The following is a 23100-nucleotide window of genomic DNA, read 5'->3' on the forward strand; positions in this document are numbered from 1 at the left end:
ATGAAAGTATACGTACATCCCTTACTTAACGAGCGAGAAAGAGAGTATTTCATTACCCATTCTGCCACTGAACTAGCGTTCACCTTCAATGATGGCACGTGTACGTTAAAGCACTGTCGGGATGCGGACATTGCTATAGGGAATTTCAATACGTCTTGGATTGAGGAGATGACTAATCTAAAGGCTATTCTTCTAGATTCAGTTGGCACGGACAATTTCAATGGTTACCAATGGTCTAAAGGTAACACGGTTATGGTTTGTAACTTAGCGGACTTTTTTACCATACCAGTCGCGGAAGAAGTGTTGGCAAGCTTGTTGTCTGTCTATCGATTGCATTCTGAGTTATACGGCGCTCAACAAAATAACTGCTGGGCCAAAGATACTATCCGTTTTAAGAAAAGACTTCTTAGTGATGCTTCAGTCCTTATTATTGGTTTCGGTAATATTGGGCGCAGAATCGCATCGTTATTAGCACCATTTGGTTGTGAAGTTCAGACTTTTGATAATCAAGATATGGAAGTCGGTGGTATAGCGGCATTAACTTCAGCAGTTTCTCTTAATGATGTAATTATTTCTACGATTCCCGCAACCACAGAAACTCTTGATATTTTCGATGAGAAAATGTTCGCAGCTATGCGCTCTGGAGCGACGTTTTTGAATGTTGGCAGAGGGCAAGTGGTTGATGAAGTTGCACTGTGCCAAAAAGCAAAAAATGACAAAACGTTTAGTGCGTGTTTAGACGTGACGGTACAAGAGCCAATACCCGACAATTCTTTACTTTGGAAACTCCCTAACATCTATTTGACCCAACATACAGGTGGTGGGTCGATAGATGAAAACTATAAGAAAATTGACATCTATATAAGTCAAATACATCGGTTGTTAAATGACCAACCACTTAACAATATGATCCAATTCTAACAAGGATATTTAGAACATGACGATGAAAACTACCCTCAAAATTAGTGTTATAGCTAGTGCTTTACTCGCAGCGAATGCTTACGCGAAAACGGAACTCAAAGTGGGTTTCAATGAAGCGTATAACAGTCCCATTTACCACGGTATGGTTACCGCCTCTGAAGAACTGAAGAAGCTCTCTAATGGAGAATTAACCATGAGACTGTATGAAGGCGGTCAATTGGGCAGCGTACATGAAATGTTAGAACAGGTTTCACTAGGTGAAATCGACATGTCAATGCAGGTTTTTGGTGGCTACGCTCAATATGTTCCGGAACTTGGTGCTTTGGAAACAGCATACATAGTAAAAGACTTCGATCACTTACGTAAGATTTTTAACGGTGAATGGGGGCTTAAAATACGCGCGGAGTTAGAAGATAACTTTGAACTTAAGCCTATTGATATGTGGTACTTTGGCGTTCGCCAAACTACCTCAAACCGTCCGATAAATTCAATTGAAGACATGAAAGGCATGAAGCTTCGTACTCCTAATGCGAAGGCTTTAATTGACTACGCAAAAGCAACCAGCGCTATACCTTCTCCAATCGCATATGCTGAAGTTTACTTAGCGCTTCAGACGAATGCTGTTGATGGCCAAGAGAATCCGATCCCTTCCATTGAAGCAATGAAGTTTTATGAAGTTCAAAAATACTTGGCTATGACAAATCACGTTGTACAAGACCAGACCATTTCAATTAATTCAAATAGTTGGGATGATCTTTCTGAACAAGAACAAAAATGGCTCATTACAGCGCTTCACAAAGGTGGAGAAGAAGCTGAACGTCGAATCAACGAAAACACGGATAAGTTCCTCGCATTATTTAAAGAGTCAGGAGTGACAGTTACACACCCAGATTTAGAACCGTTCCGTGCCGCAATGAAACCTTATTATGCTGCGCTAGACAAAAAGTATGGTAAGGGATTTACGCAAACACTAATTGACGCGCAATAGAAACGTGAAGTGGCGGAGCTGTGCTCCGCTACAAGATAAGGTCCATGTATGAATAATATAATCCGAAAAATGGAGTGGGCAGAGAAGTACCTTTCAATTCTTCTTTTTTTGGCCATGCTTTCTGTTCTCACTATTCAAATAGTAAGTCGGTACTTTTTTAGTGTTGCCATACCTTGGACAGAGGAACTGTCTCGTTGGCTCTACATTTACATCGTGTTTATTGGAGCAAGTGAGGCGGTCTCGCGAAGAGACCATATTGCTGTTGATATTGTTCCAAACAGGCTCGGTGTGAGAGCAAATTTAATCCTAGATATCTTGATTCACGGCAGTTTTGCAGTGATATCTGTTTTCATTGTTTATCGTGGTTATCTCTTTATGGAGCGAATGGATCGATTGGGCTCGATCACAATGGATGTGCAAATGTCGTGTTTGTACGCTGCGGTTCCGATAGGTTTTGCACTGGTATTTGTTAAGTCCATTTTAAATGCAGGGCTCTCTTTGTCTAAGCTGTTTCAGCAAGAGAAAGGTAGTACAACTGCGATTCCCCAATAGTATGAGAAGGGTTTAATGCTATGTTTAGTATTTTTGGAGGCTGGGGCGCTTTATTAGCTATAGGTATGCCTGTTGCATTTACGCTTTACGCTGTTTCTATCATTTATTTGTTGCTCAATGGTGGCATTGCTCTCGCGCCACAAAAAGTGATTTCAGGACTAAATTCTTTTCCCCTTCTTGCGGTTCCATTTTTTATCTTTAGCGGGCTGCTTATGAACTCGGCGGGAATCACTGACAAAATGTTCAAGTTTGCTAGAGATTTGACTGGACATTTAACAGGTTCGTTAGGACACGTTAACGTATTGGCAAGTTTATTGTTTTCAGGAATGTCTGGTTCTGCTCATGCTGATGCCGGAGGGTTAGGGCAGCTTGAAATCAAAGCAATGCGTGATGAAGGTTATGACGATGGATTTGCAGGTGCCATAACGGCAGCTTCCAGTGTAATAGGACCTTTGATGCCACCAAGTATTCCTATCGTAATATATGGGGTTATGTCCGGCGCTTCTGTGGGAGCTCTATTTTTAGCTGGAGTTGTTCCTGCGTTACTTTGTGCGGGCGCGTTGATGATTATGGTCTATTTCATTGCTAAGAAAAAGCGCTACCCAGTCTATCCTAGAGCATCATTTAAGACTATTTGTCATTCATTTAAAGATGCATCTTTAGCGTTACTAACACCGGTGTTAATTATTGGAGGCATATTTTCAGGGCTTGTTACTCCGACTGAAGCAGCGGTCGTTGCATCACTATATGCAATGTTCTTAGGGTTTGTTGTATACCGAGAGCTGACGTTTAAACGTTTTATAGAGTTAGTTCATGAAACGGTGAATACTTCAGCAGTGATTGGCTTTTTGATTGGTGGGGTAGGCTTATTCGGTTACGTAATTATTAAGGAAGATATCCCTTTAAAAGCCGCTGAATTATTCTTGCAAGTAACAGATTCTCCACTGGTATTTTTAGTGCTAGTCTCAGTAATGCTCTTTATTCTGGGGGCTTTCATTGAAACGCTTGCTCTATTGTTGATTCTAATACCGATTCTTCTGCCTATTACGGTGCATTTAGGTATCGACCCTGTACATTTTGGGATCGTGGTTGTGATGAATATGATGCTGGGTATCCTTACGCCGCCAATGGGAGTGTCTTTATTCGTCGTAGCAAAAGTGGGTAAGATTCCTTATGAGACATTGGCCAAGTCAGTATTGATTTTTCTAGTACCGTTAATATTTGTTCTTGGGCTGATTATTCTCTTTCCTGGGTTAGTGATGTTTTTACCGAATCAACTTCTTTGATTTTAGAATGATCGTAGCTAAAGGAGAGAAATATGGTTGTTTCTAGTTTAAATGCGATGGACAGAAGCAAAACGCTTGGCCAAATCATACACCATATTATAAATGATGGAGTTGATACGTATCCAAATGGTCTGACGGAAGTAAGTGGCAGCGATGTTTTTGTTAATCGTATTCGAGGCCAAGCGAAAGACGTTGAAGATGCATTGGCGGAAGTACATGATGAATATATTGATATCCACCTAGTCTTATCGGGAAAGGAGAAATTTGGTTATTCATTAAGAGTCAATGAGAGTGAAGATGAACTCGAGAAGTTTGTAGACGACGCTAAGCTAAGTCTCCATATGAGCGGTGAGCAGTTTATTATTCTAGAACAAGGTAATTATTGTGTATTTCTACCGGGAGAGTGGCATCGACCCATGCTTAAGGCTTTAAGCGATGACCACATAGTAGACAAAGTAGTGATTAAAGTGAGAGCGTCACTGTTATGAGAAAAAAATCCCAACTTGAACTACCGGAAATTCGAGGAAACTGGGCGACACTTTTACTTCCAGTAGAGCATGAGACAATAAACTTTGTAATGTTAGAGCAGCAGATTGACTACTATATTGAAGCAGGTGTCGATGGTATTTATTCGAATGGTACAGCTGGTGAGTTTTATACTCAGTCAGACGAAGAGTTTAAAAATATTAGTACCTTATTAGCGAAGAAGTGCCGTCGTGCAGAAATGCCATTTCAGATAGGTGCTAGTCATTGTCATCCACAAGCAACGTTAGAAAGAGTTAGATTTGCTGCTTCCTTAAAGCCAAGGGCTATACAAGTTATATTGCCAGACTGGTTCCCATGTTCTTTAGATGTGGCAGAAAGATTTCTGCGTGGAGTTGAAAAGGAAGCTGACGGAGTAGATATAGTCTTATATAACCCTCCGCACGCAAAAGTTAATCTGAGTGCGAAGGAGTTACTTTATCTGTATCAAAACATTGAGACCTTAGTAGGTTTTAAATTAGCCAGAATCACGCCTGAAATTGAAAAGACAGGCTTACCTCTAGTAGCATCTATTTTTGTAGCGGGACACTTTCTCGCGACAGATGCGTATAAAGGGGCAAAAGGGGCGTACTCAAATGTGTATTGCTTAAACCCAACCGCAGCGCAAAGATGGACAGAGCAGTGCTTATCTTTGGACCCTCAAGCCTTAGAGTTGGAAACACGAATCCAACGATTTATGGAGCGAGAAATAGCGCCATACATTGTTGATGAAGGCTACAGTAATGCAGCCGCAGATAAGTTTATGGCGGCGATGGGGGGGTGGTGTAACATTACACCAACAATGAGGTTTCCGTATGCTTCAATTCCCGCAAAGTTTATAGCACCGAAAGCAAAAAAACGAAAAATGTACTTACCCGAATTCCAACTGGTGCCAACAGAAGCAACAAACTAGCTTTATTGCTTAACCCAGGTGAGTCGTTCGGACATAATAAATACCATTCTATTTGAATGTAATGAATGCAAGATGAGGAAACTCTTATGGGGTTAACGTCTTTTCCACTAAAGCCTATGAAAAAGACCAAGCTGTCCGATAGTGTGGCGGAAGAGCTGGAAAAACTGATTATCAATAACACATTAAAAGAAGGCGATACGTTACCGTCAGAACGGGAGTTAATGGCAGCTTTTGACGTTGGACGTCCTTCAGTGCGTGAAGCTCTAATGAAGTTATCTCAAAAAGGTTTAGTTGAAATAAAAAGTGGGGAAAAAACGCGAGTAACTAAACCCTGCACTGAGACCTTATTGAATAATGTTTCTGGTTTAGCGATTGGTTTATTATCTCAACAGGATGAGAAGCGTCAGTTCGAGCACCTAAGACAATTGTTTGAAATTGCGATTGTAAGGGAAGCTGCATTAGTGCGCACTGACGAGGATCTTGTCCGGCTCAAAGCTATTCTCGAACAGAATAAAATGCACTGTAAAGACTACAATTCTTTTGTTAGCACAGATATAGCGTTTCACCGATGTATCATCGATATGATCGGCAACCCAATGGTTTCTTCATTGTATGAGTCCTTGATCTCTTGGTTGATTATGACGAGAAACCCGGAAGACTATACGCCGTATCATACTCAGAACTATCATGAGCATGTGACTATATATAACGCTATCGCTGAAAAAGATCCTAACAAGGCGGAGAAATGCATGCGTGAGCACTTAGATGCTGTAATGCGAATAGAGAAATAAAGAGTAGCGCTAGACAGCAAGGCCAGTAAGCCTTGCTGTTTTTTTATGTTTAATCTTGAGTCGGTCTACTCGCCCAAACATAAAGCAGCTCTAGCGCTATGGTTGCACCAGCGAGAGCAGTCAGTTCGCTTTGGTCGTAAGGAGGTGAGACTTCTACCACATCCATACCTACCACGTTGATACCAGCCAAAGCGCGGATGATCTTAAGCACTTTATCTGAGTTTAGTCCGCCGCAAACAGGCGTTCCCGTTCCTGGCGCAAAAGCGGGATCCAAGCAGTCGATATCAAACGTGATATATACTGGTTTGTCACCGATAGTTTCACGGATCTGGCTAACAATTTCGTCAACACTCTGGTCATTCGCTTGCATTGCGTTGATGACTTTAAAACCATGGTCATCGTAATCATACTCAGTACGAATGCCTATTTGGACCGAATGCTTGGCTGAGATTAACCCTTCTTTTGGCGCATGGTAGAACATGGTACCGTGGTCGTAACTACTGCCATTAGCATAAGTGTCAGTATGTGCGTCGAAATGGATTAGCGCCATTTCTCCGTGATGTTTAGCGTACGCGCGTAAGATCGGCAGTGTGATGAAGTGATCACCACCCAATGCGAGCATAGTCTTACCACTCTTTAGAATTTCGCTAGTCGCTGCTTCTAAGCGATAGGTGAAATCTTCTGCGTCACCACAGTCGAAAACTAGGTCGCCAGAGTCGATAACTTTTGTTTTGTCGAATACGTTAAAATCCCAAGGAAACTTCTTTCCTTCCCACGCAAGATTGACTGATGCACGGCGAATGGCGTCTGGCCCTAGACGAGCGCCAGGGCGACCAGAGGTCGCCATGTCGAGTGGAACACCTAAAACAACCACATCTGCGTCAGCAGAAACTGGATTTTTCACGTATGGACGACGAACAAACGTCATCGCGTTTGAATACAGTGAATAATCAGTTTTAGTAAACAAATCATTCATTTAAAAATCCTCTAAATAGGTATAGCCTGTTAGGCCGTATTCTAATTCTTCTAAAATTAAGGCTTGTTCATCAGCTTCGATGTGTTTTTCAACAAGCTCTTTGTAATTGTTTTTGATCGCTTCTACGTCAATGTGCACGTAACGCATCATATCTTCAACGGTATCGCCAAGGTCGATAGCAGCAAACTCGAAATCACCATTATCAGTGACGTTAACTACCGCGCTGTGCGTATCGCCAAACAGGTTATGCATATCACCCAAGATCTCTTGGTATGCGCCTACTAGGAAAAAGCCCATTAAGTATGGTTGGTCTTTGTTCCAAGCTGGCACTGGTAGTGTTGACTCAATACCTTGACCATCAACATATTGGTCAACTGCGCCATCAGAGTCACATGTGATGTCTAGCATAACAGCACGAGTCTGCTCTTCACTTCCTAAACCAGATAGTGGCAACACTGGGAATACTTGTTCAATACCCCAAGCGTCAGGAAGCGACTGGAACAGGGAGAAGTTCACGAAGAACTTGTCAGCCAAACGCTCGCTTAGTTCGTCAAGAATCGGTCTGTGGAAACGATTCTTGTTGTCCATTTGTTTATGCAACTCGCCATAAATGCTTAAGCTTAACTGCTCAACCCAAGCACGCTGATGCAAATCCACGACACCAGAAGTGAAGAGTGTTTGAGCTTCGCTCAGGTCACTTTGAGTATCGTTGTAAATCTCGATAAGTGCACGTGCATCGGTGCCCGCTCTTAGGTTTTGCCAGTTCTGCCACATATTTTGCAGCAGCAGTGGTGCGTCTTCGCTCGGTGCATCAACCGTTTCCACATTATAGCTTTCCGTACCTATTACATTGGTAATCAATACAGCGTGGTGTGCAGTGAGTGAGCGACCAGATTCTGAAATGATCACTGGCGCGCTTTCTTCATAAAGAGCACACACATCACCTACGGTACTTACGATGTTGCGAGCGTACTCCGCCAAGCCGTAGTTCATGGAACTGCTTGATTGGCTACGTGTACCATCGTAATCAACGGCTAGGCCGCCCCCAACGTCGAAGTAAGCAATAGGCACTGACATTTTGCGAAGCTCACAGTAGAAACGTGCAGCCTCGTTCACACCATTGCGTACATCACGGATGTTGGCCATCTGCGAACCTAGATGGAAGTGAACTAACTGAAGCATTTCTAGCTGGTCTTCAGCTTTCAATCTCTCAACGACTTGTAGCACTTGAGACGCTGACAAACCAAATTTCGACTTCTCACCGCCGCTTGCTTGCCATTTACCTGCACCTTGTGATGCTAGGCGAATACGTAAACCGACACGAGGTTTAACGTTTAGTGCTTTTGCTTCCTTAAGAACGATATCCAGCTCGGATAGCTTCTCAAGAACGATGAACACTTTGTGGCCAAGCTTTTCGCCAATCAGTGCAAGACGTACGTATTCTCTGTCTTTGTAGCCATTACAAACAATCACTGAGCTCGCACGTTGAGCCATGGCCAGTACTGCCATTAACTCAGGTTTGCTTCCTGCTTCAAGACCAAGCTGTTTCGTCTCTGCTTCTGCTTGGCTAGCAAGAATTTGTTCTACTACGTCTTTTTGTTGGTTTACTTTAATTGGGTAAACCAATAGATATTCGTTGTTATATCCGTAATCGTTGATCGCTTGGTTAAACGCGTCGCAGATACCATGAACTCGTTGATGGATGATTTGCGGAAAACGCACTAAGGCAGGCAAGGTTAAGCCTTTTTCTTCAAGTGCTTGTGCAATACGAGTTAATGGAACATGGTGTTGACCGTCTTTACGAGGAGAAACAGTTACATCGCCGTTGTCATTGATGCCAAAGAAATTTTGGCTCCAGTGTTGTACGTTGTAGTCGGCGCGGATGCGGTCAAGTTTGGAAGTATTAGTCACGGCATGTCTCACTTATCATGCGCTCAGGCTGGTACTAATCTTTTTCTTTTTCGAATTTTCGCTCGATTTGATGATTGGGAATTAGCGTTAACCTGAAAAATCAAACCTCGTGATGATCTTCCATGATGGTCACGAACAGCTTCTTGAGTGCCAATGTTGTGGAGCAGAGTACTCAAGAGTCGTGCGCATTAACGGATATATTGGAGTTAATGTCTAACAAAAGGTTTTTCTCGAAACGATTAAGAAATTTTGTCTATCCCGAGCTTCCTCAATTTGCGATAAATAGTGTTTCTACTCACGCCTAATATTCGCGATGCCAAGCTCACGTTTCCGTTTGTTTCTTCGATAGTTTTCAATAGCTTATTGTCAATGGTCGATTGTAAGTCGTTATCTTGTTCAAGAGTAGCAGTTCGTGTAGTGGTGAGCTTACGGAGTATGTTTTCCGGAAGATCATCTAGATTGACGATGGGATTATCACATAGAGCGGCGATCAAACGGCAGGTAGAGTGCACTTCTCGAAGGTTTCCCGGCCAATCATACTTAAGCATGAGGTCAATAACGTCATCTGAGAGACGCTGTTTATTGGACTCCTGCGTAAACGTTGACTCAATCAGCTGTTGAGTGTCTTCTCTTTCACGAACGCTTGGTAAAGTGATACTCAGTCCTTCAAGTCGATACCATAGGTCTTCTCTGAACTCCCCTTTAGCGACCATATCAGTTAAGTTCTTGTGGCTAGCAACGATGACGTAGACATCAACGGGATAGCTGCGATTGGCTCCAATGGGTGCAACAATTTTCTCTTGTAGTACATGTAAGAGGCGAGATTGAGCATTAAGGGGAAGGTCTGCAATTTCGTCGAGAAACAAAATGCCGCCATTGGCTTGCCTAAATCGACCTTCGAACCCCTTAGGGTGAGCACCTGTAAAAGCTCCCGGAGCATAACCAAATAACTCTGACTCAATAAGGTCCTTTGGTAGCGCTCCACAGTTGATAGCAATAAGAGGTCTTGCGGCAAGTGAACTTTGTTTATGCAATGCTTTTACAAATTCATTTTTCCCGGTTCCGGTTTCTCCTGAAATTACCAAGCCGATACGTTTTGACATGACTTTTATAGCTTGTTGCCAAGCTTTTTCAACACAACTATCTCCTTGGTGTAATGGGCAGCTTGAAGACTCGGCTTTTGATTTACTCTTAGGAAGGTGACGCAGAGGTTTAACAGACTCAACTTGATAGTAAAACTGGTCTGTTTTACGGATACGATCAAGAGTCAGTGAACCAATAACAGACTCAATAGGATCACCCGGCTTAAGTTGATTAGCTAGTACACTGGAGGCAATAGCATTTTGAGCCAGCACTTGCCCATTTTTATCGGTGACAACGATTCCTTGCCAACCACTATTAAGAACAGAACTATCATGACCAAGGCGTATTTTTAATGCTGCATCGGGAATAAAGTTGAGTAGTTCGCTCTCTATGTTTTGGACCATGTTCTGAATAAGTACCCTAGTGGCATCGTTATGGGTTTGATATTCACTGGTCACGTCCAATATAGCAATGAGTTCTCCGGCGGGTGAAAAGATCGGGCTGGCAGTGCAGCTAATGAAATGATGATGCCTAATAAAGTGTTCTCCACCTATGATGGAGACTGGACGTTTTTCTACCAAGGCTGTCCCTATCGCGTTTGTACCTTTCAGTCCCTCATCCCAAAGTACTCCTTGATCGAGTGCTATTTCCGTGAGTTTCTCGCGAAATCGCTTTTGTCCCCACGTTTTTACTATTGCCCCGTTGGTATCCGCTAAGATAAGTCGGCTATCTGTACGGGAAAATATCTGACAAAAAAGTGGGTATGCATGTTTTTCAATGACATTGATTAACGTTTGATGCTTATCGATTCGTTCAGTAACTTCGACGTTACTAAGTCGATGATCTTCGGGCAGATGGCGGCTACTCAAACCAGCTTGAATACTGCGTTTCCAAGAGTCCTTGATCCACGCCTTTTCGTTAGTTGTATGGCTAATTAACATGAGTGTTCCATTCTGTAGCAGTTCACTGTGACATCATGCTACATAACGGAACAACGGCCATTTGAGCATCAACAATAGAAGGACAAATACAAATTACGTTTAAATTATATTAATCATAAATTTACAAAATTATAACATCTCTTTTGTTAGATTGGCGTAATTGTTGCGCTTGTCACGATGTCGTATAACACATAAGGCATGACTTTTTTGCATACGACGCTGCTAACATTCGATTAAATAACAAAAGGATAAGCTATGATTTACGCTCAGCCAGGAACGGAAAACGCAGTAGTTAACTACAAGCAACGATATGAAAACTATATTGGTGGAGAGTGGGTAGCACCAGTAAACGGCAAGTATTTTGAAAATACATCTCCAGTTAATGGTAAAGCGTTTTGCGAAGTCCCTCGTTCAGATGCCGATGATATTAGTTTGGCCCTCGATGCCGCCCATGCTGCACGCGAAGCTTGGGGCAAAACCAGTGTGACTGAGCGAGCAAACGTCCTGCTCAAAATCGCTGACACAATAGAGCAACACCTTGAGGAACTTGCTGTTGCAGAGACGTGGGAAAACGGCAAACCTGTGCGTGAAACATTAGCAGCAGACCTTCCTTTAGCCGTGGATCACTTCCGTTATTTTGCTGGTTGTATTCGTGCTCAGGAGGGATCTGCGGCGGATATTGATGCCAACACTGCAAGCTACCATTTCCCAGAACCTGTGGGCGTTGTTGGTCAAATCATTCCATGGAACTTTCCAATGCTGATGGCAGCATGGAAACTAGCACCAGCATTAGCAGCAGGGTGCTGCGTGGTACTCAAGCCTGCGGAGCAAACGCCAGCATCTATCTTAATGCTTATGGAAAAAATCGGTCACTTAATTCCTGCTGGTGTGGTCAACATTGTCAATGGTTATGGGGCAGAGGCTGGTCAAGCGTTAGCAACTAGTGAGCGTATTAACAAACTTGCGTTTACTGGTTCAACGGAAATTGGCCACCATATATTAAAATGCGCTGCGGAAAGTTTGATACCTTCGACGGTTGAACTTGGAGGTAAGTCTCCGAATGTGTATTTCGAAGATATCTTTGATAAGGACGATGACTTCTTAGATAAGTGCATTGAGGGGACACTATTAGCTTTCTTTAACCAAGGCGAAGTATGTACTTGCCCATCCCGAGTATTGGTTCAAGAGTCTATTTATGACAAATTTATCGCCAAGCTTGAGGAGCGCTCAGCAACCATAAAGCAAGGAAACCCACTGGATGTGACCACGCAAGTCGGTGCTCAAGCGTCACAAGAGCAGTTTGATAAGATCATGAGCTATCTGGAGATAGGCCGTCAAGAAGGTGCAAAAGTGATCATTGGCGGCGACATGAACAAGCAAGAAGGTGACTTACAAGACGGCTATTACATTCAGCCAACCATGCTTGCAGGTAACAACAAAATGCGTGTATTCCAAGAAGAGATTTTTGGTCCTGTTATCGCGATTACCACCTTTAAAGACGAAGCCGATGCACTGCGAATTGCTAACGATACTGAGTATGGTCTAGGCGCAGGGGTTTGGACTCGTAATGGCAACTTAGCGTATCGCATGGGACGTGAAATTCAAGCAGGACGAGTGTGGGTTAACTGCTACCATGCATATCCAGCACACGCTGCATTTGGTGGTTACAAGAAGTCAGGCATTGGACGAGAAACTCATAAACTGGCTCTCGACCATTATCAAAACACTAAGAATTTGTTGGTGAGTTATTCGACTAGTCCGTTAGGTTTCTTCTAAGGTCTCTAGTTTTTGCTAAGCCGGAGTTTTTGCTCCGGCTTTTTTCGTCATATCTCTGTAAATTTGCCAGAATACACGTCTGGTTAACGGTTATTTACTGCGGTTTTTGTCAGTATCTTTCGAAACAACGAAAACCAACAAAAAAATGATCACGAAACAGAGATTAATTAGCGATTTTCAAGATATCGGCATCAATCCAAATGGAACGTTGCTCGTACATTCCTCCATGAAAGCCATAGGAGACGTTGAGGGTGGGGCTGACACAGTACTGGATGCTTTGAGTGAGTTTATGTCGGAAGGGCTGTTATTGCTACCCACGCACAGTTGGGACAAGCACAATCTTGCTAATGGTATTTATGACCCTAAAACAGAACCCTCTTGTGTCGGTATCCTTGGTGAGATGTTTAGGCAAAGGGAGGGCGTGCTTCGTTCGCTTCACCCTACTCACTCTATGGCCGCGTTGGGGAAAAATGCCGAGCAGTTTATTGCTGGCGAAGAAACATTGACGTCTCCATGCCCTCGACATGGCGCTTGGGGAAAACTCTATGACGTTGATGCGCAGATTCTCTTTCTAGGGTGTCCTTTAACTCGTAACACATACATACATGGTGTGGAAGAGTGGAGTGCGATTCCTAACCGTATCGATTCTGAGTCAGAAGCCATCACGATTATTAAAGGTGATGAGGCTATTGAGACGATTCTGCGTCGCCATAAAAGTCCGTTTGGTAGCATTCATGAAAACTATGACAAGCTTGAGCGTCCATTTGTTAAACAAGGTATCGGCCATTGGGGGACTATTGGCGAGGCAAGATCGTTTTTAGCCAGCGCGAAAGGAATGGCAGATCTAGTGCAAGCGTTCTTAAAGCGAAACCAAGATGTCTTTTTGTACGATGAGCCCATCCCAGAGTCGTGGTATGAATAAAGTAAAAAGAGCCTAAATCTAGGCTCTTATATATTGCTTATCCGTGACTTTCACCGACGATAACGACTTCCCCGGTTTCTTCATCGAGATACGCACCAATCGGTTGAATATCCACAATGTCGAACTCATAACAGGTTCTAGAATCCCAAACACCAGAACGGTTTAGTTCGTCGCCAGCGAGCTTTCCCGGCTTATTTTTGCTTAGCCATTCATTGGCCACTTCTCGTAACTCCCCAGAATCGGAGGCACTGAAGATACCGCTTTGGTTATAACAAACCAGCATTTTGGTCCTGCTTTCATTATGAGGCACAGGAATACTGTATTGGCTACCATTATCAGAATTATAAATGGCGCTATTTCTTAAGATTAGGTCGTAGTCCGCTTGCAGTTGTCCTGCTTTCACCGCGTTGTAGACGGAACAGCCTGATAATAGTGAAGCGCCAATGACTAGCATTGTTAATTTCAGTGTTTTCATATGTCTTGTTTCGAATGATGACATTACTGTGAGCTTCTAGTTACAAGGTTTTAGAAACGGTATCCGACTAAGAAGCTGATGTTGGCTTTATCCTCGATAGACAGTTCTCCTGCACTGCCAACATCTAGTTTGTCATTTTTGCCGATAGTACCGTGCAGGTTAAGATTGAGGCCGTTTTTGAATTCATATCCAGCACCTAAAAATGGCAGCACTTTACGGTTGCTAAAAGAACCGATCTCACTTGCAACATGGTCGAACTTAAGACTATTAACGGTGACACCTGCTTTAAGGCTAAGCCCCATGTCAAAGCGATAACCTGAATAGAATGAGAAATTATTGCGTTCTACGGTGCCTAGAGCTATTGCGTTTTTTGATGTTAAATCGGCCACGTTTGAGTTTTGCTCAGCGTGTAGCTGAGTACCCAGTAGAATGTTTGAATAATCAACTTCAAACGCTACAGTAGGTGCATTGCGGTCGTACCCTGCCAAAATGTTAAAATTAACGTCGTCCATACCTGCGGCGATAGTAGAGGAAGAAGCCACGATTAGTGCAGATGCGAGTAGTTTTTTCATTGTCTTTACGATTCCAAAATTGTCAAAAATACAGTTAGAAAATACCAACTGACGAAATCGCATCCCTGCGTGGAAATCCATAAGATTGGATGACTGACTCTCCTGATTTAGAGCCTCGGAGAGACAGCCTATGTCACGGTGAGTGACAGGAGATATCGTAAAGATGATGAGTTTAGTAGCCTAATGTAGCAGTGTTAGAAAAGCGTTGGAAAAGAGAGGTGGGTAGTTGTGTTTGCAGATACAAAAAAGGCTTCGATTACTCGAAGCCTTTTAGAAATTCTTTAACTGTCGTTATTATTGAGGAATAACGTTAACAGCTTGAGGACCTTTTTGGCCTTGCTCAACACCAAAAGAAACCGCTTGGCCTTCTTTTAGAGTTTTGAAACCTTCGCCAGAGATAGCGCGGAAGTGAACGAATACGTCTGGACCGTTCTCTTGAGCGATGAAGCCGTAGCCTTTCTCTTCGTTAAACCATTTTACTGTGCCAGTATTTGTGTTAGACATGTTATGTCCCTTACTTTTAAGATTAAAATTTGCCTTTCGGCGATCTCGCTTTGTGTTTCCGTTTATTTAATCAAGCCGTAAATGGGAAAAACGAATGACAAATACCCGCAAGGGAAATTATCTGACAATACTTCTCGTACTCTTTTACTCTTACTTTAAATAACTCTGAACACCAGAGCGCAAGCAGTGTAACACACCTAGCAAAGGATTAAATGAATTTCTTATGAATTAGTTACAAAAAGAGCAAGCCATTCGTGACTTGCTCTTTTGAGATGATGATTAGCGTTTAAACGTAACGTTTTCAGAGGACTCGAGGTGGATTTGAGTCTCGGCTGGCTTCGTTTGAGCGATGACATAACCGTTACGAATGGAGTAGCTGACGGGTACTTGGCGACGGACAGCGTCAAAGCCATTTTCCGCTGGCAGCAATAGCAAGCTACCTGCTTTGCCCACGTCCAAACCGTGCTTGTTTTGGATATTCAGTGCTTTAGCTGAATTAGTGCTGATCAAGTCAAGTGACTGATTGATTTGATCGTAGCCCATCACCTGACATACATGTAGCCCCATGTGCAAGACTTGAAGCATGTTGGCAGTACCCAATGGGTACCAAGGATCAAAAACATCATCATGCCCAAAACAGACGTTGATGTTTGCAGCCAACATTTCTTTTACTCGTGTTACACCGCGACGCTTAGGGTAATCGTCGAAACGACCTTGTAAATGAATGTTAACCAGTGGGTTTGCGACAAAGCTAATGCCTGACATCTTCAGCAGACGGAACAAGCGAGATGCGTACGCGCCGTTATAAGAACCCATTGCGGTGGTGTGACTTGCTGTCACTTTGTCGCCCATTTCGTATTTATGAGCGAGCGCCGCAAGAGTTTCCACAAAGCGAGATTGTTCATCATCAATTTCATCACAGTGAACGTCAATCAAGCGGTCGTATTTACGCGCCAATTCAAAGACGTAATGAAGTGATTCAACGCCGTACTCGCGAGTAAATTCGAAATGTGGAATCGCACCGATAACATCCGCACCAAGCTGTACCGCTTCTTCAAGGAGCTCTTTGCCATTCGGGTAAGACAAAATACCTTCCTGCGGAAAAGCAACGATCTGGATATCAACCCACTGCTTCATTTCTTCACGAACTTCCACCATCGCTTTAAGCGCGGTTAGTGTTGGGTCAGACACATCAACGTGAGTACGAACGTGCTGAATACCGTTGGCAATCTGCCACTTTAAAGTTTGTTTAGCACGCTGCTTAACGTCTTCAATAGACAGAAGTGCTTTGCGTTCTGCCCAACGTTCAATCCCTTCAAACAAGGTTCCCGAGATGTTCCAACTAGGCTCTCCGGCAGTTTGAGTCGTATCTAAATGAATGTGAGGTTCACAAAATGGCGCTGTCGCCAGATGACCGGTCGCGTCAATGTGTTTGTCCGCAGTCAGCGTTTTTGAGCCAGCAGGTTCAATCGCCTTGAAAACGCCGTCTTCAATCAAAAGGTCATAAAGACCTTCTTTCATATTGATTGAAGCATTTTGAATGAGCAAAGATGACATAACACCAAATTCCTAATTATTAAGCGTCTGCTTGTTTAAGTTGCGCCGCTTTCTTGTTGATAAGGCGGTCTAATATGACGTAGCTGATGGCACCGCCAAGTACAGCATTAACTGGTACTACACCTGGTAGAAAATTACCTGCTGCTACGCCAAGACCTACTGCAATGATACCTGCCCAGTTCACAGTTTGGAATTTCGCAGTTTCAAAATTTGCGTAACGTTTTCTGTTTGTAATGAAATCCGCGATGATTACGCCGCCGATAGGTGGGATAGCAAGCGATAGGAAGGTTAACCAACCAACAAAATTGTTATAGAGCCAAAGGGCACATAGTGTGCCAACCAGACCATTCGCCATAGACAGATACTTACTTGGCAAGCCTGTCACGTTCGAGAAGCCAAGACCTGATGCGTAAAGTGCGTTGTCATTAGTCGTCCAAATGTTCAGACCTAGTACGATGATGGCTGGAAGCAATAGACCTTGAGCAATCATCACTTCAGAGATATCGGATTGTCCCGTCACCGATGCGCCTGCTGCACCAAAGATGAACATCAGTGAGTTACCGATAAAGAAAGCCACCATTGTAATGAATACAGCACCTTTTGGATTACGACCGAAACGAACAAAGTCAGCAGTAAGTGTACCAGCACTTACGAACGACCCGACTACCATGGCCAGTGCAATTGAGAAATCGAGAGGCTCAGCCGGTTGAATTTTCTGAAGTTCGCCAATACCACCAACACTGTCGACTGCGGTGAATACTGAATAACCGCCAAGAATAGCAATGGCAGGTACCGCGATGGCTGATAGAACCATTAACGCAGAAATACCAAAGTAAACCGTCGCTGTCATGAGCAGGCCACTTACTATGATTAATGTATTGGTATCGATACCTGTTGCTTTCTGTACGGGGATGGCAAACATAGCCACACCGACTCCAAACCAACCTACTTGAGTGCCGCCAAGAAGGACAGAAGGAAGCCAAGAGCCTTTAGAGCCAAAAGAGAAACGAGCTAGGAGGTGAGTAGAGAGGCCAGTGGAAGAGCCGATGTAACCAAGAAAAGAAGTGTAAATACCGAGGATGAGGTTACCAATGAGAACAGCGAGGAAGAAATCATTAAAGGAGAGACCAGTACCGAGTGAACCACCTGTCCACATACTTGCGGAGAAGAAAGTCAGTCCTAACATCACCATGGTTAATGAAGCGACTCCCTTTCTAGCCGATTGTGGAACCGGACCTAGACTGTAGTTGTTATCCGCAGACATCTCTTACCTCACAATTATCTAAATTTAAATACACCATTTACCAGATTTTAGGCAAACGGCGCGTATTATGGTGATGTAAATGTGAGAGTCAAGAGGCGAATTGTCGTATTTTTACAGCTAGCCAAGTGATATTGATATTTAGCATAATAAAATCATTTAGTTAGGTGTTTTGTTATGACGGTGATTATTTTGTAGTTATTTTGTATTGGCAGGTGGCAACCGTTTGCTGAGGCTCTTTAGTGTGCGTTTTTATAAACTTTGTTATCAAATTGGTTCATAACGTCGATAAGTGCAACTTTATGGCTATTGCCCAATGTTCTCAGAAACGCCAAGGTTTTAGAAATGGCGCTAGGCAACGTTTTGCTACTCGCATCAGATTCTCAATTAAGTATATAATGCCCGCGCTTTCATCCGGGGTATGACTATGATTTCCAAAAACCAATTAAAACTTCTTCGTGCATTAAGTCAAAAGAAACAGCGTAAAGCACATGGCTTATTTCTCGTAGAAGGTGAGAAGAACGTGTTAGAGCTATTGGAGACATCCATGGTGATAAAACATGTCTTTGCCACCAGTGAATTTTTGGCAAGCAATCGAGAAGCGTTGCAACGTGTTGAATGTATCGAAGCATCGCTTGAAGAACTGACTAAAGCCAGTTCTCTTGTGAGTAACAATGCGGCAGTGGCCGTTGTAGCGATCCCTCAAACGGAAATACCAGCGGCTAAAGGGATGATGATCGCCCTAGATGGGGTCTCTGATCCGGGTAATTTGGGCACCATTATTCGAATCGCCGATTGGTATGGCATCAAACATATCGTGGCCAGTACCGATTGTGCGGATCCGTATAATCCAAAGACCATCCGAGCTACGATGGGCAGCTTTGGGCGTGTTCAAGTAACGCTTTTGGATCTTCCTAGCTACCTAGAGCAAGCGTCACTACCGGTATATGGAGCATTCTTAGAAGGCGAAAATGTGCATAAGATGACCTTTTCTTCAGAGGGAATCTTGCTAATGGGTAGTGAGTCTCACGGTGTCCGCCCTGACGCTGAACAGTATGTGACAGATAAAATTACCATTCCAGCATTTGGTGGTGCCGAATCACTGAATGTAGCCATGGCAACGGGGATTATTCTCGATAACTTCCGCCGCCAACATAGTGAAGTTTAACGGCTTTTCCAGAACACGATTAGAACTAAAAAGGGCGCAATACCTTATTGATATTGCGCCCTTTTTTGGTGTTCATAGTGCTATTTTTCAAGCATGCTTAACTTGTTTGGCACGCCATTCCATTTCTCTGCTTCATCCATAGCAGGTTTGACTTCGGTGATATTGGGCCAGACTTCTGCTAATTCAGCGTTCAACTCAATAAATACTTGCTGGTCTTCCGTAAGTTCGTCTTCTTGGAAAATTGCTTGAGCGTCACACTCAGGTACACAAAGTCCACAGTCAATGCAGTCGATAGGGCTAATGACCATAAAATTTGGGCCTTCGTAGAATGCGTCAGCAGGGCACACCGCGACACAATCGGTATATTTGCATTGGATACAGTTATCAGTGACGACAAAAGCCATGGTTATCAACTCTTAATTTGCCAAATTTGTGGAGGGGCGATAATACTCATTCGCCAACAAAATTCAATATTAGAAGCAGGTTATTCGTGTATCTAACTCCTGCCTAAAGTGAATTAAGTATGACAGACAAAACAAGTTAACGTAAAATGCGCGCCATTGTGAGCTTATCGGTCCCCAAGTTGACCGATTAGGCTAAGACACCGACTAGGCGAGACCCCTCCATGATACGTTTAACTGAAATTAAACTTCCTCTTGACCACGAAGAAGGCGCAATTTCTGCTGCCATTCTTAAAAAACTCGGCATTTCTGCTGAGCAGATGATGTCATTCAATGTGTTCAAGCGTGGCTATGATGCGCGTAAGAAGAGCAAGATTCTTCTTATCTACACTCTAGATGTAGAAGTGCAGAATGAAGCATTACTGCTTGAAAAATTTACCGATGATCCACACGTCAAAGTCACTCCGGATATGGAGTACAAATTCGTTGCTAAAGCTCCAGCTGATAACACTGAGCGTCCTGTCGTTATTGGATTTGGCCCTTGCGGTCTATTTGCTGGCCTTGTGTTGGCACAAATGGGCTTTAATCCGATCATCGTTGAACGTGGTAAGGAAGTTCGTGAACGTACTAAGGATACTTTTGGTTTTTGGCGTAAGCGTACACTGAACCCAGAGTCGAATGTACAGTTTGGTGAAGGTGGTGCGGGGACGTTCTCAGATGGCAAACTCTATAGCCAAGTCAAAGATCCAAAGCACTATGGTCGTAAAGTCATCGAAGAGTTTGTAGCTGCTGGTGCACCAGAAGAAATTCTTTACGTGAGTAAGCCGCATATCGGTACGTTTAAACTTGTGACCATGATTGAGAAAATGCGTGCGAAAATCATCGAACTAGGTGGTGAAATTCGTTTTAGTACTCGCGTCGATGATATTCACATGGAAGACGGGCAAATCACTGGCTTGACACTGTCAAATGGCGAAGAAATCAAATCACGCCACGTGGTACTAGCCGTAGGTCACAGTGCTCGTGATACGTTTGAAATGCTGCATGAACGTGGTGTTTATATGGAAGCTAAACCTTTCTCTGTGGGTTTCCGTGTTGAACACAGACAATCAGTGATTGATGAAGCACGTTTTGGTCCTAATGCTGGTAACCCAATCCTTGGCGCGGCTGATTATAAACTGGTGCATCACTGCAAAAATGGTCGTACTGTATATAGTTTCTGTATGTGTCCAGGCGGAACCGTTGTTGCGGCGACTTCTGAAGAAGGTCGCGTAGTGACTAACGGAATGAGCCAATACTCTCGTGCTGAGCGCAACGCTAACAGTGCAATTGTAGTCGGTATTTCACCTGATCAAGACTACCCAGGTGATCCATTAGCAGGTATTCGATTCCAACGTGAATTAGAGAGTAATGCTTATCTGCTAGGTGGTGAAAACTACGATGCACCAGCTCAGAAAATTGGTGACTTCTTAAAAGGTAATGACCCAAGTGCTTTAGGTGAGGTAGAACCGTCATTCACACCGGGCATCAAGCTAACCGATCTCTCTAAAGCACTACCTGATTTTGCTATTGAAGCAATCAGAGAAGCGATTCCTGCGTTTGATAAAAAGATCAAAGGCTTCGCTGGTGCAGATGGCCTGTTAACTGGTGTTGAAACTCGTACTTCATCGCCTGTTTGCATCAAACGCGGTAAAGACTATCAAAGTGTTAATCTTAAAGGCTTCTTCCCCGCAGGTGAAGGTGCAGGTTACGCTGGTGGTATTCTGTCGGCAGGTATAGATGGTATCAAAGTGGCAGAAGCGCTTGCTCTGTCTATGGTTGGCGAACAGCAAAACTAAACGCTGGACCGATGAATTATAAAGCCCATTAACTAGAGGTTAATGGGTTTTTTTATTGGCCACTCAAAAGAGTGAAAACAAGAAAGGCAACACCCATAGGGGAAGGTGCTACCTTAGAAGTAAGATTAATTCAGTTTGTTCCAAGCCGATGTCCAGTGGCTACCGACGCCAGGTTCAAACTGCGTTGCTGTTGGTGACCATTGCACACAGTAACCGGAGTTCGGGAATGGTTTGCACTGATAAATGTGACCATCTTTAGCGAGGACTTTAGTGCCTTCTGAGTACTGTGACAGACCATCAGGGAAAACGAAGTCATAGTCGCCGGGGATGGTTTGTTCTACCAGCATAAAGTCCTGCGTTGTTTGGTCGACAAGATTGCCTTTATCGTCTCTTACGCGTGTCACTAACATATGGTGGCCAGCTTCAGATTTAGACAGCATGAGGGTTACATTCTGGTTTTCACCATCCGCTAAGCTAAGTTCCTGACTCGCTAAAGATTCTTGTGCGTGGTTGTAAACATTCATGCTCACGTCCACGTTACCTGTAGCCGCGACATTCAGTGTCAGTTCAACTGGTGTTTCACCGATTTGATACTCTGGCTCCAGTCCCGTTACGTCTGCACCAATTGAAGGTGGAGGTGTCACAATATCATAGCCAATTTCAACGCGATCTAAGCCGCTATTATCTGCCACATACACGGTGTTGCTACCATAAACTGGTGAGATATTGCCGTTACTATCTTGCTGTCCAGCTTTGATATCAGTGTGCTCATGATTAATTTGTGTCGCGAGAGCGTGAGACCACTGATTTGCCTGTCCTTGTTGCTCTGAAGTAATGGTAATACTGGTAGAAAGGTTTGGTAGCTCACCGTTAGAATCAAAGACGCGAGTGAAAACGGAGTCGCCAACCTTCAAATCCATCGTTGGATTGATTGTACCTGCTTGAGACCAGCCAGGGATGCCAGGATTATCACCATTAAACTGTACGTCAATAACATTATAGAAAGCAGCGGCAGTATCACCCACATCCCACACCGCTAGTACAATTTGATAGCCTTCCCGTTCAGGGACATTACACTGGTGGCTCATTAATTTTGGTGGCTTTTGCATATTGCCTTCTACCACACAAAATGGATTTAGATCGAATGAATCTCTCGTCAAGGCTTGGTTCGGATTCCAGTTCGGCTTGGTAATGTAATACTTCCAATCTTTAGTGACGTGATTGGCTGTAAATGTCCACTCAAAAGTCTGCATACCTGATTGAATAGGGCGCTTTACCCAACGGTCAGACGTCTGCTCGTTAAGAGGAGAAAACTGTGTTAGGCCTGCACTCGCGATTTGGCCGTCAGGAGGGCCAGCTTGAGGAAAGCCCTCAGGACCTTCAACACTTTGGGGTTCCCACTGGACGGAGCCACAATTTACGTTCTTTTCTCCAGTGTCGGCTGGATACTTACATAACGTTGCACGAGCTTCTGCAACACCGCTTTCAACCGCTGAAACGTATCCGTGGCTGTATGCTAACGGGCTAGCAACTAAACCAAGTGCCGCCATTGAAAGCAAGACTCTTGTCTGTTTCATACCAATACCTTCTCTTAATCAGTTTCTAATGCGTATTAACACGCAAGTGGAAGTCTTTATTCTTATGGTCACTCGCATCCGGCAAGTGATAGAAAGTAATTTAGAGTGGAAAAATAAGTGTGGCGAATGGTTTGCTTTATTTATGGAATCAAACTCAATAAATCG

At 43.6% G+C, this 23100-nt stretch carries 21 protein-coding genes; 11 read left to right on the plus strand and 10 right to left on the minus strand.

Going from position 1 to position 23100, the window contains the following annotated elements:
- The 7 genes from L2W36_RS11630 (at window position 1) to L2W36_RS11660 (ending at window position 5973) form a co-directional block, all read left to right on the plus strand.
- Entirely contained in the window at window positions 1–921 is a 921-nt protein-coding gene (locus L2W36_RS11630; RefSeq protein ID WP_236110101.1) for an NAD(P)-dependent oxidoreductase, read from the plus strand.
- A 16-nt stretch (window positions 922–937) separates the two neighbouring features.
- Complete coding sequence (locus L2W36_RS11635; protein WP_107305966.1) at window positions 938–1909, plus strand: sialic acid TRAP transporter substrate-binding protein SiaP; 972 nt, start codon at window positions 938–940, stop codon at window positions 1907–1909.
- A 48-nt stretch (window positions 1910–1957) separates the two neighbouring features.
- Entirely contained in the window at window positions 1958–2461 is a 504-nt protein-coding gene (locus L2W36_RS11640) for a TRAP transporter small permease (protein ID WP_236110102.1), read from the plus strand.
- Between the two features lie 20 nt (window positions 2462–2481).
- A complete protein-coding gene (locus tag L2W36_RS11645; RefSeq protein ID WP_236110103.1) occupies window positions 2482–3747 on the plus strand; it encodes a TRAP transporter large permease in 1266 nt (421 codons plus the stop codon).
- Window positions 3748–3779: 32 nt separating this feature from the next.
- Complete coding sequence (locus tag L2W36_RS11650; RefSeq protein ID WP_236110104.1) at window positions 3780–4235, plus strand: YhcH/YjgK/YiaL family protein; 456 nt, start codon at window positions 3780–3782, stop codon at window positions 4233–4235.
- Complete coding sequence (locus tag L2W36_RS11655) at window positions 4232–5182, plus strand: dihydrodipicolinate synthase family protein (RefSeq protein ID WP_236110105.1); 951 nt, start codon at window positions 4232–4234, stop codon at window positions 5180–5182. Before L2W36_RS11650 ends, L2W36_RS11655 begins: the two co-directional genes overlap by 4 nt.
- 86 nt (window positions 5183–5268) lie before the next feature.
- Entirely contained in the window at window positions 5269–5973 is a 705-nt protein-coding gene (locus L2W36_RS11660) for an FCD domain-containing protein (RefSeq protein WP_107305961.1), read from the plus strand.
- Between the two features lie 49 nt (window positions 5974–6022).
- Here the strand turns inward: L2W36_RS11660 and speB are convergent, their stop codons facing one another.
- From speB to L2W36_RS11675, 3 genes are all read right to left on the minus strand, one after another.
- Window positions 6023–6949: an agmatinase gene (gene speB / locus L2W36_RS11665; RefSeq protein WP_107305960.1), complete on the minus strand. Its 927-nt coding sequence runs from the start codon at window positions 6947–6949 to the stop codon at window positions 6023–6025.
- Window positions 6950–8860 (minus strand): biosynthetic arginine decarboxylase, encoded by a 1911-nt coding sequence (gene speA, locus L2W36_RS11670; RefSeq protein WP_236110106.1) that lies wholly within the window; start codon window positions 8858–8860, stop codon window positions 6950–6952.
- Between the two features lie 239 nt (window positions 8861–9099).
- Window positions 9100–10884, minus strand: coding sequence for a sigma-54-dependent Fis family transcriptional regulator (locus L2W36_RS11675; protein ID WP_236110107.1), 1785 nt, complete (start codon window positions 10882–10884; stop codon window positions 9100–9102).
- A gap of 255 nt (window positions 10885–11139) precedes the next feature.
- On the opposite strand from L2W36_RS11675, the gene exaC reads away from it, so the two are divergent.
- Both exaC and L2W36_RS11685 read left to right on the plus strand, forming a co-directional pair.
- Window positions 11140–12660, plus strand: a complete 1521-nt coding sequence (exaC, locus tag L2W36_RS11680; protein ID WP_006069149.1) for an acetaldehyde dehydrogenase ExaC — start codon at window positions 11140–11142, stop codon at window positions 12658–12660.
- A 145-nt stretch (window positions 12661–12805) separates the two neighbouring features.
- Entirely contained in the window at window positions 12806–13582 is a 777-nt protein-coding gene (locus L2W36_RS11685; RefSeq protein WP_236110108.1) for an AAC(3) family N-acetyltransferase, read from the plus strand.
- Window positions 13583–13619: 37 nt separating this feature from the next.
- Here the strand turns inward: L2W36_RS11685 and L2W36_RS11690 are convergent, their stop codons facing one another.
- From L2W36_RS11690 to codB, 5 genes are all read right to left on the minus strand, one after another.
- Window positions 13620–14057, minus strand: a complete 438-nt coding sequence (locus L2W36_RS11690; RefSeq protein ID WP_236110109.1) for a hypothetical protein — start codon at window positions 14055–14057, stop codon at window positions 13620–13622.
- Window positions 14058–14107: 50 nt separating this feature from the next.
- The gene (locus L2W36_RS11695; protein ID WP_151899218.1) at window positions 14108–14629 is read right to left on the minus strand and encodes a hypothetical protein; all 522 of its coding nucleotides are present in this window, start codon (window positions 14627–14629) and stop codon (window positions 14108–14110) included.
- A gap of 294 nt (window positions 14630–14923) precedes the next feature.
- Window positions 14924–15133, minus strand: a complete 210-nt coding sequence (locus L2W36_RS11700; RefSeq protein WP_006069145.1) for a cold-shock protein — start codon at window positions 15131–15133, stop codon at window positions 14924–14926.
- A gap of 279 nt (window positions 15134–15412) precedes the next feature.
- The gene (locus L2W36_RS11705; RefSeq protein ID WP_236110110.1) at window positions 15413–16690 is read right to left on the minus strand and encodes a cytosine deaminase; all 1278 of its coding nucleotides are present in this window, start codon (window positions 16688–16690) and stop codon (window positions 15413–15415) included.
- A 19-nt stretch (window positions 16691–16709) separates the two neighbouring features.
- Window positions 16710–17954, minus strand: coding sequence for a cytosine permease (gene codB / locus L2W36_RS11710; protein WP_006069143.1), 1245 nt, complete (start codon window positions 17952–17954; stop codon window positions 16710–16712).
- A gap of 424 nt (window positions 17955–18378) precedes the next feature.
- On the opposite strand from codB, the gene L2W36_RS11715 reads away from it, so the two are divergent.
- Window positions 18379–19119 carry an RNA methyltransferase gene (locus L2W36_RS11715; protein ID WP_171388794.1) on the plus strand — a complete coding sequence of 247 codons (741 nt, stop codon included), beginning with the start codon at window positions 18379–18381 and terminating at the stop codon, window positions 19117–19119.
- A gap of 80 nt (window positions 19120–19199) precedes the next feature.
- Here the strand turns inward: L2W36_RS11715 and fdxA are convergent, their stop codons facing one another.
- Window positions 19200–19523, minus strand: a complete 324-nt coding sequence (fdxA, locus tag L2W36_RS11720; RefSeq protein WP_236110111.1) for a ferredoxin FdxA — start codon at window positions 19521–19523, stop codon at window positions 19200–19202.
- A gap of 221 nt (window positions 19524–19744) precedes the next feature.
- Between fdxA and L2W36_RS11725 the strand changes: the two genes are divergently transcribed.
- Window positions 19745–21358 carry an NAD(P)/FAD-dependent oxidoreductase gene (locus L2W36_RS11725; protein ID WP_236110112.1) on the plus strand — a complete coding sequence of 538 codons (1614 nt, stop codon included), beginning with the start codon at window positions 19745–19747 and terminating at the stop codon, window positions 21356–21358.
- A gap of 125 nt (window positions 21359–21483) precedes the next feature.
- Here L2W36_RS11725 and gbpA read toward each other — a convergent pair whose 3' ends face one another.
- Window positions 21484–22935, minus strand: coding sequence for an N-acetylglucosamine-binding protein GbpA (gbpA, locus tag L2W36_RS11730; protein WP_236110113.1), 1452 nt, complete (start codon window positions 22933–22935; stop codon window positions 21484–21486).
- Window positions 22936–23100 lie beyond the last annotated feature (165 nt).

This window comes from Vibrio sp. McD22-P3, assembly GCF_021568915.1.
GTDB lineage: Bacteria > Pseudomonadota > Gammaproteobacteria > Enterobacterales > Vibrionaceae > Vibrio > Vibrio mediterranei.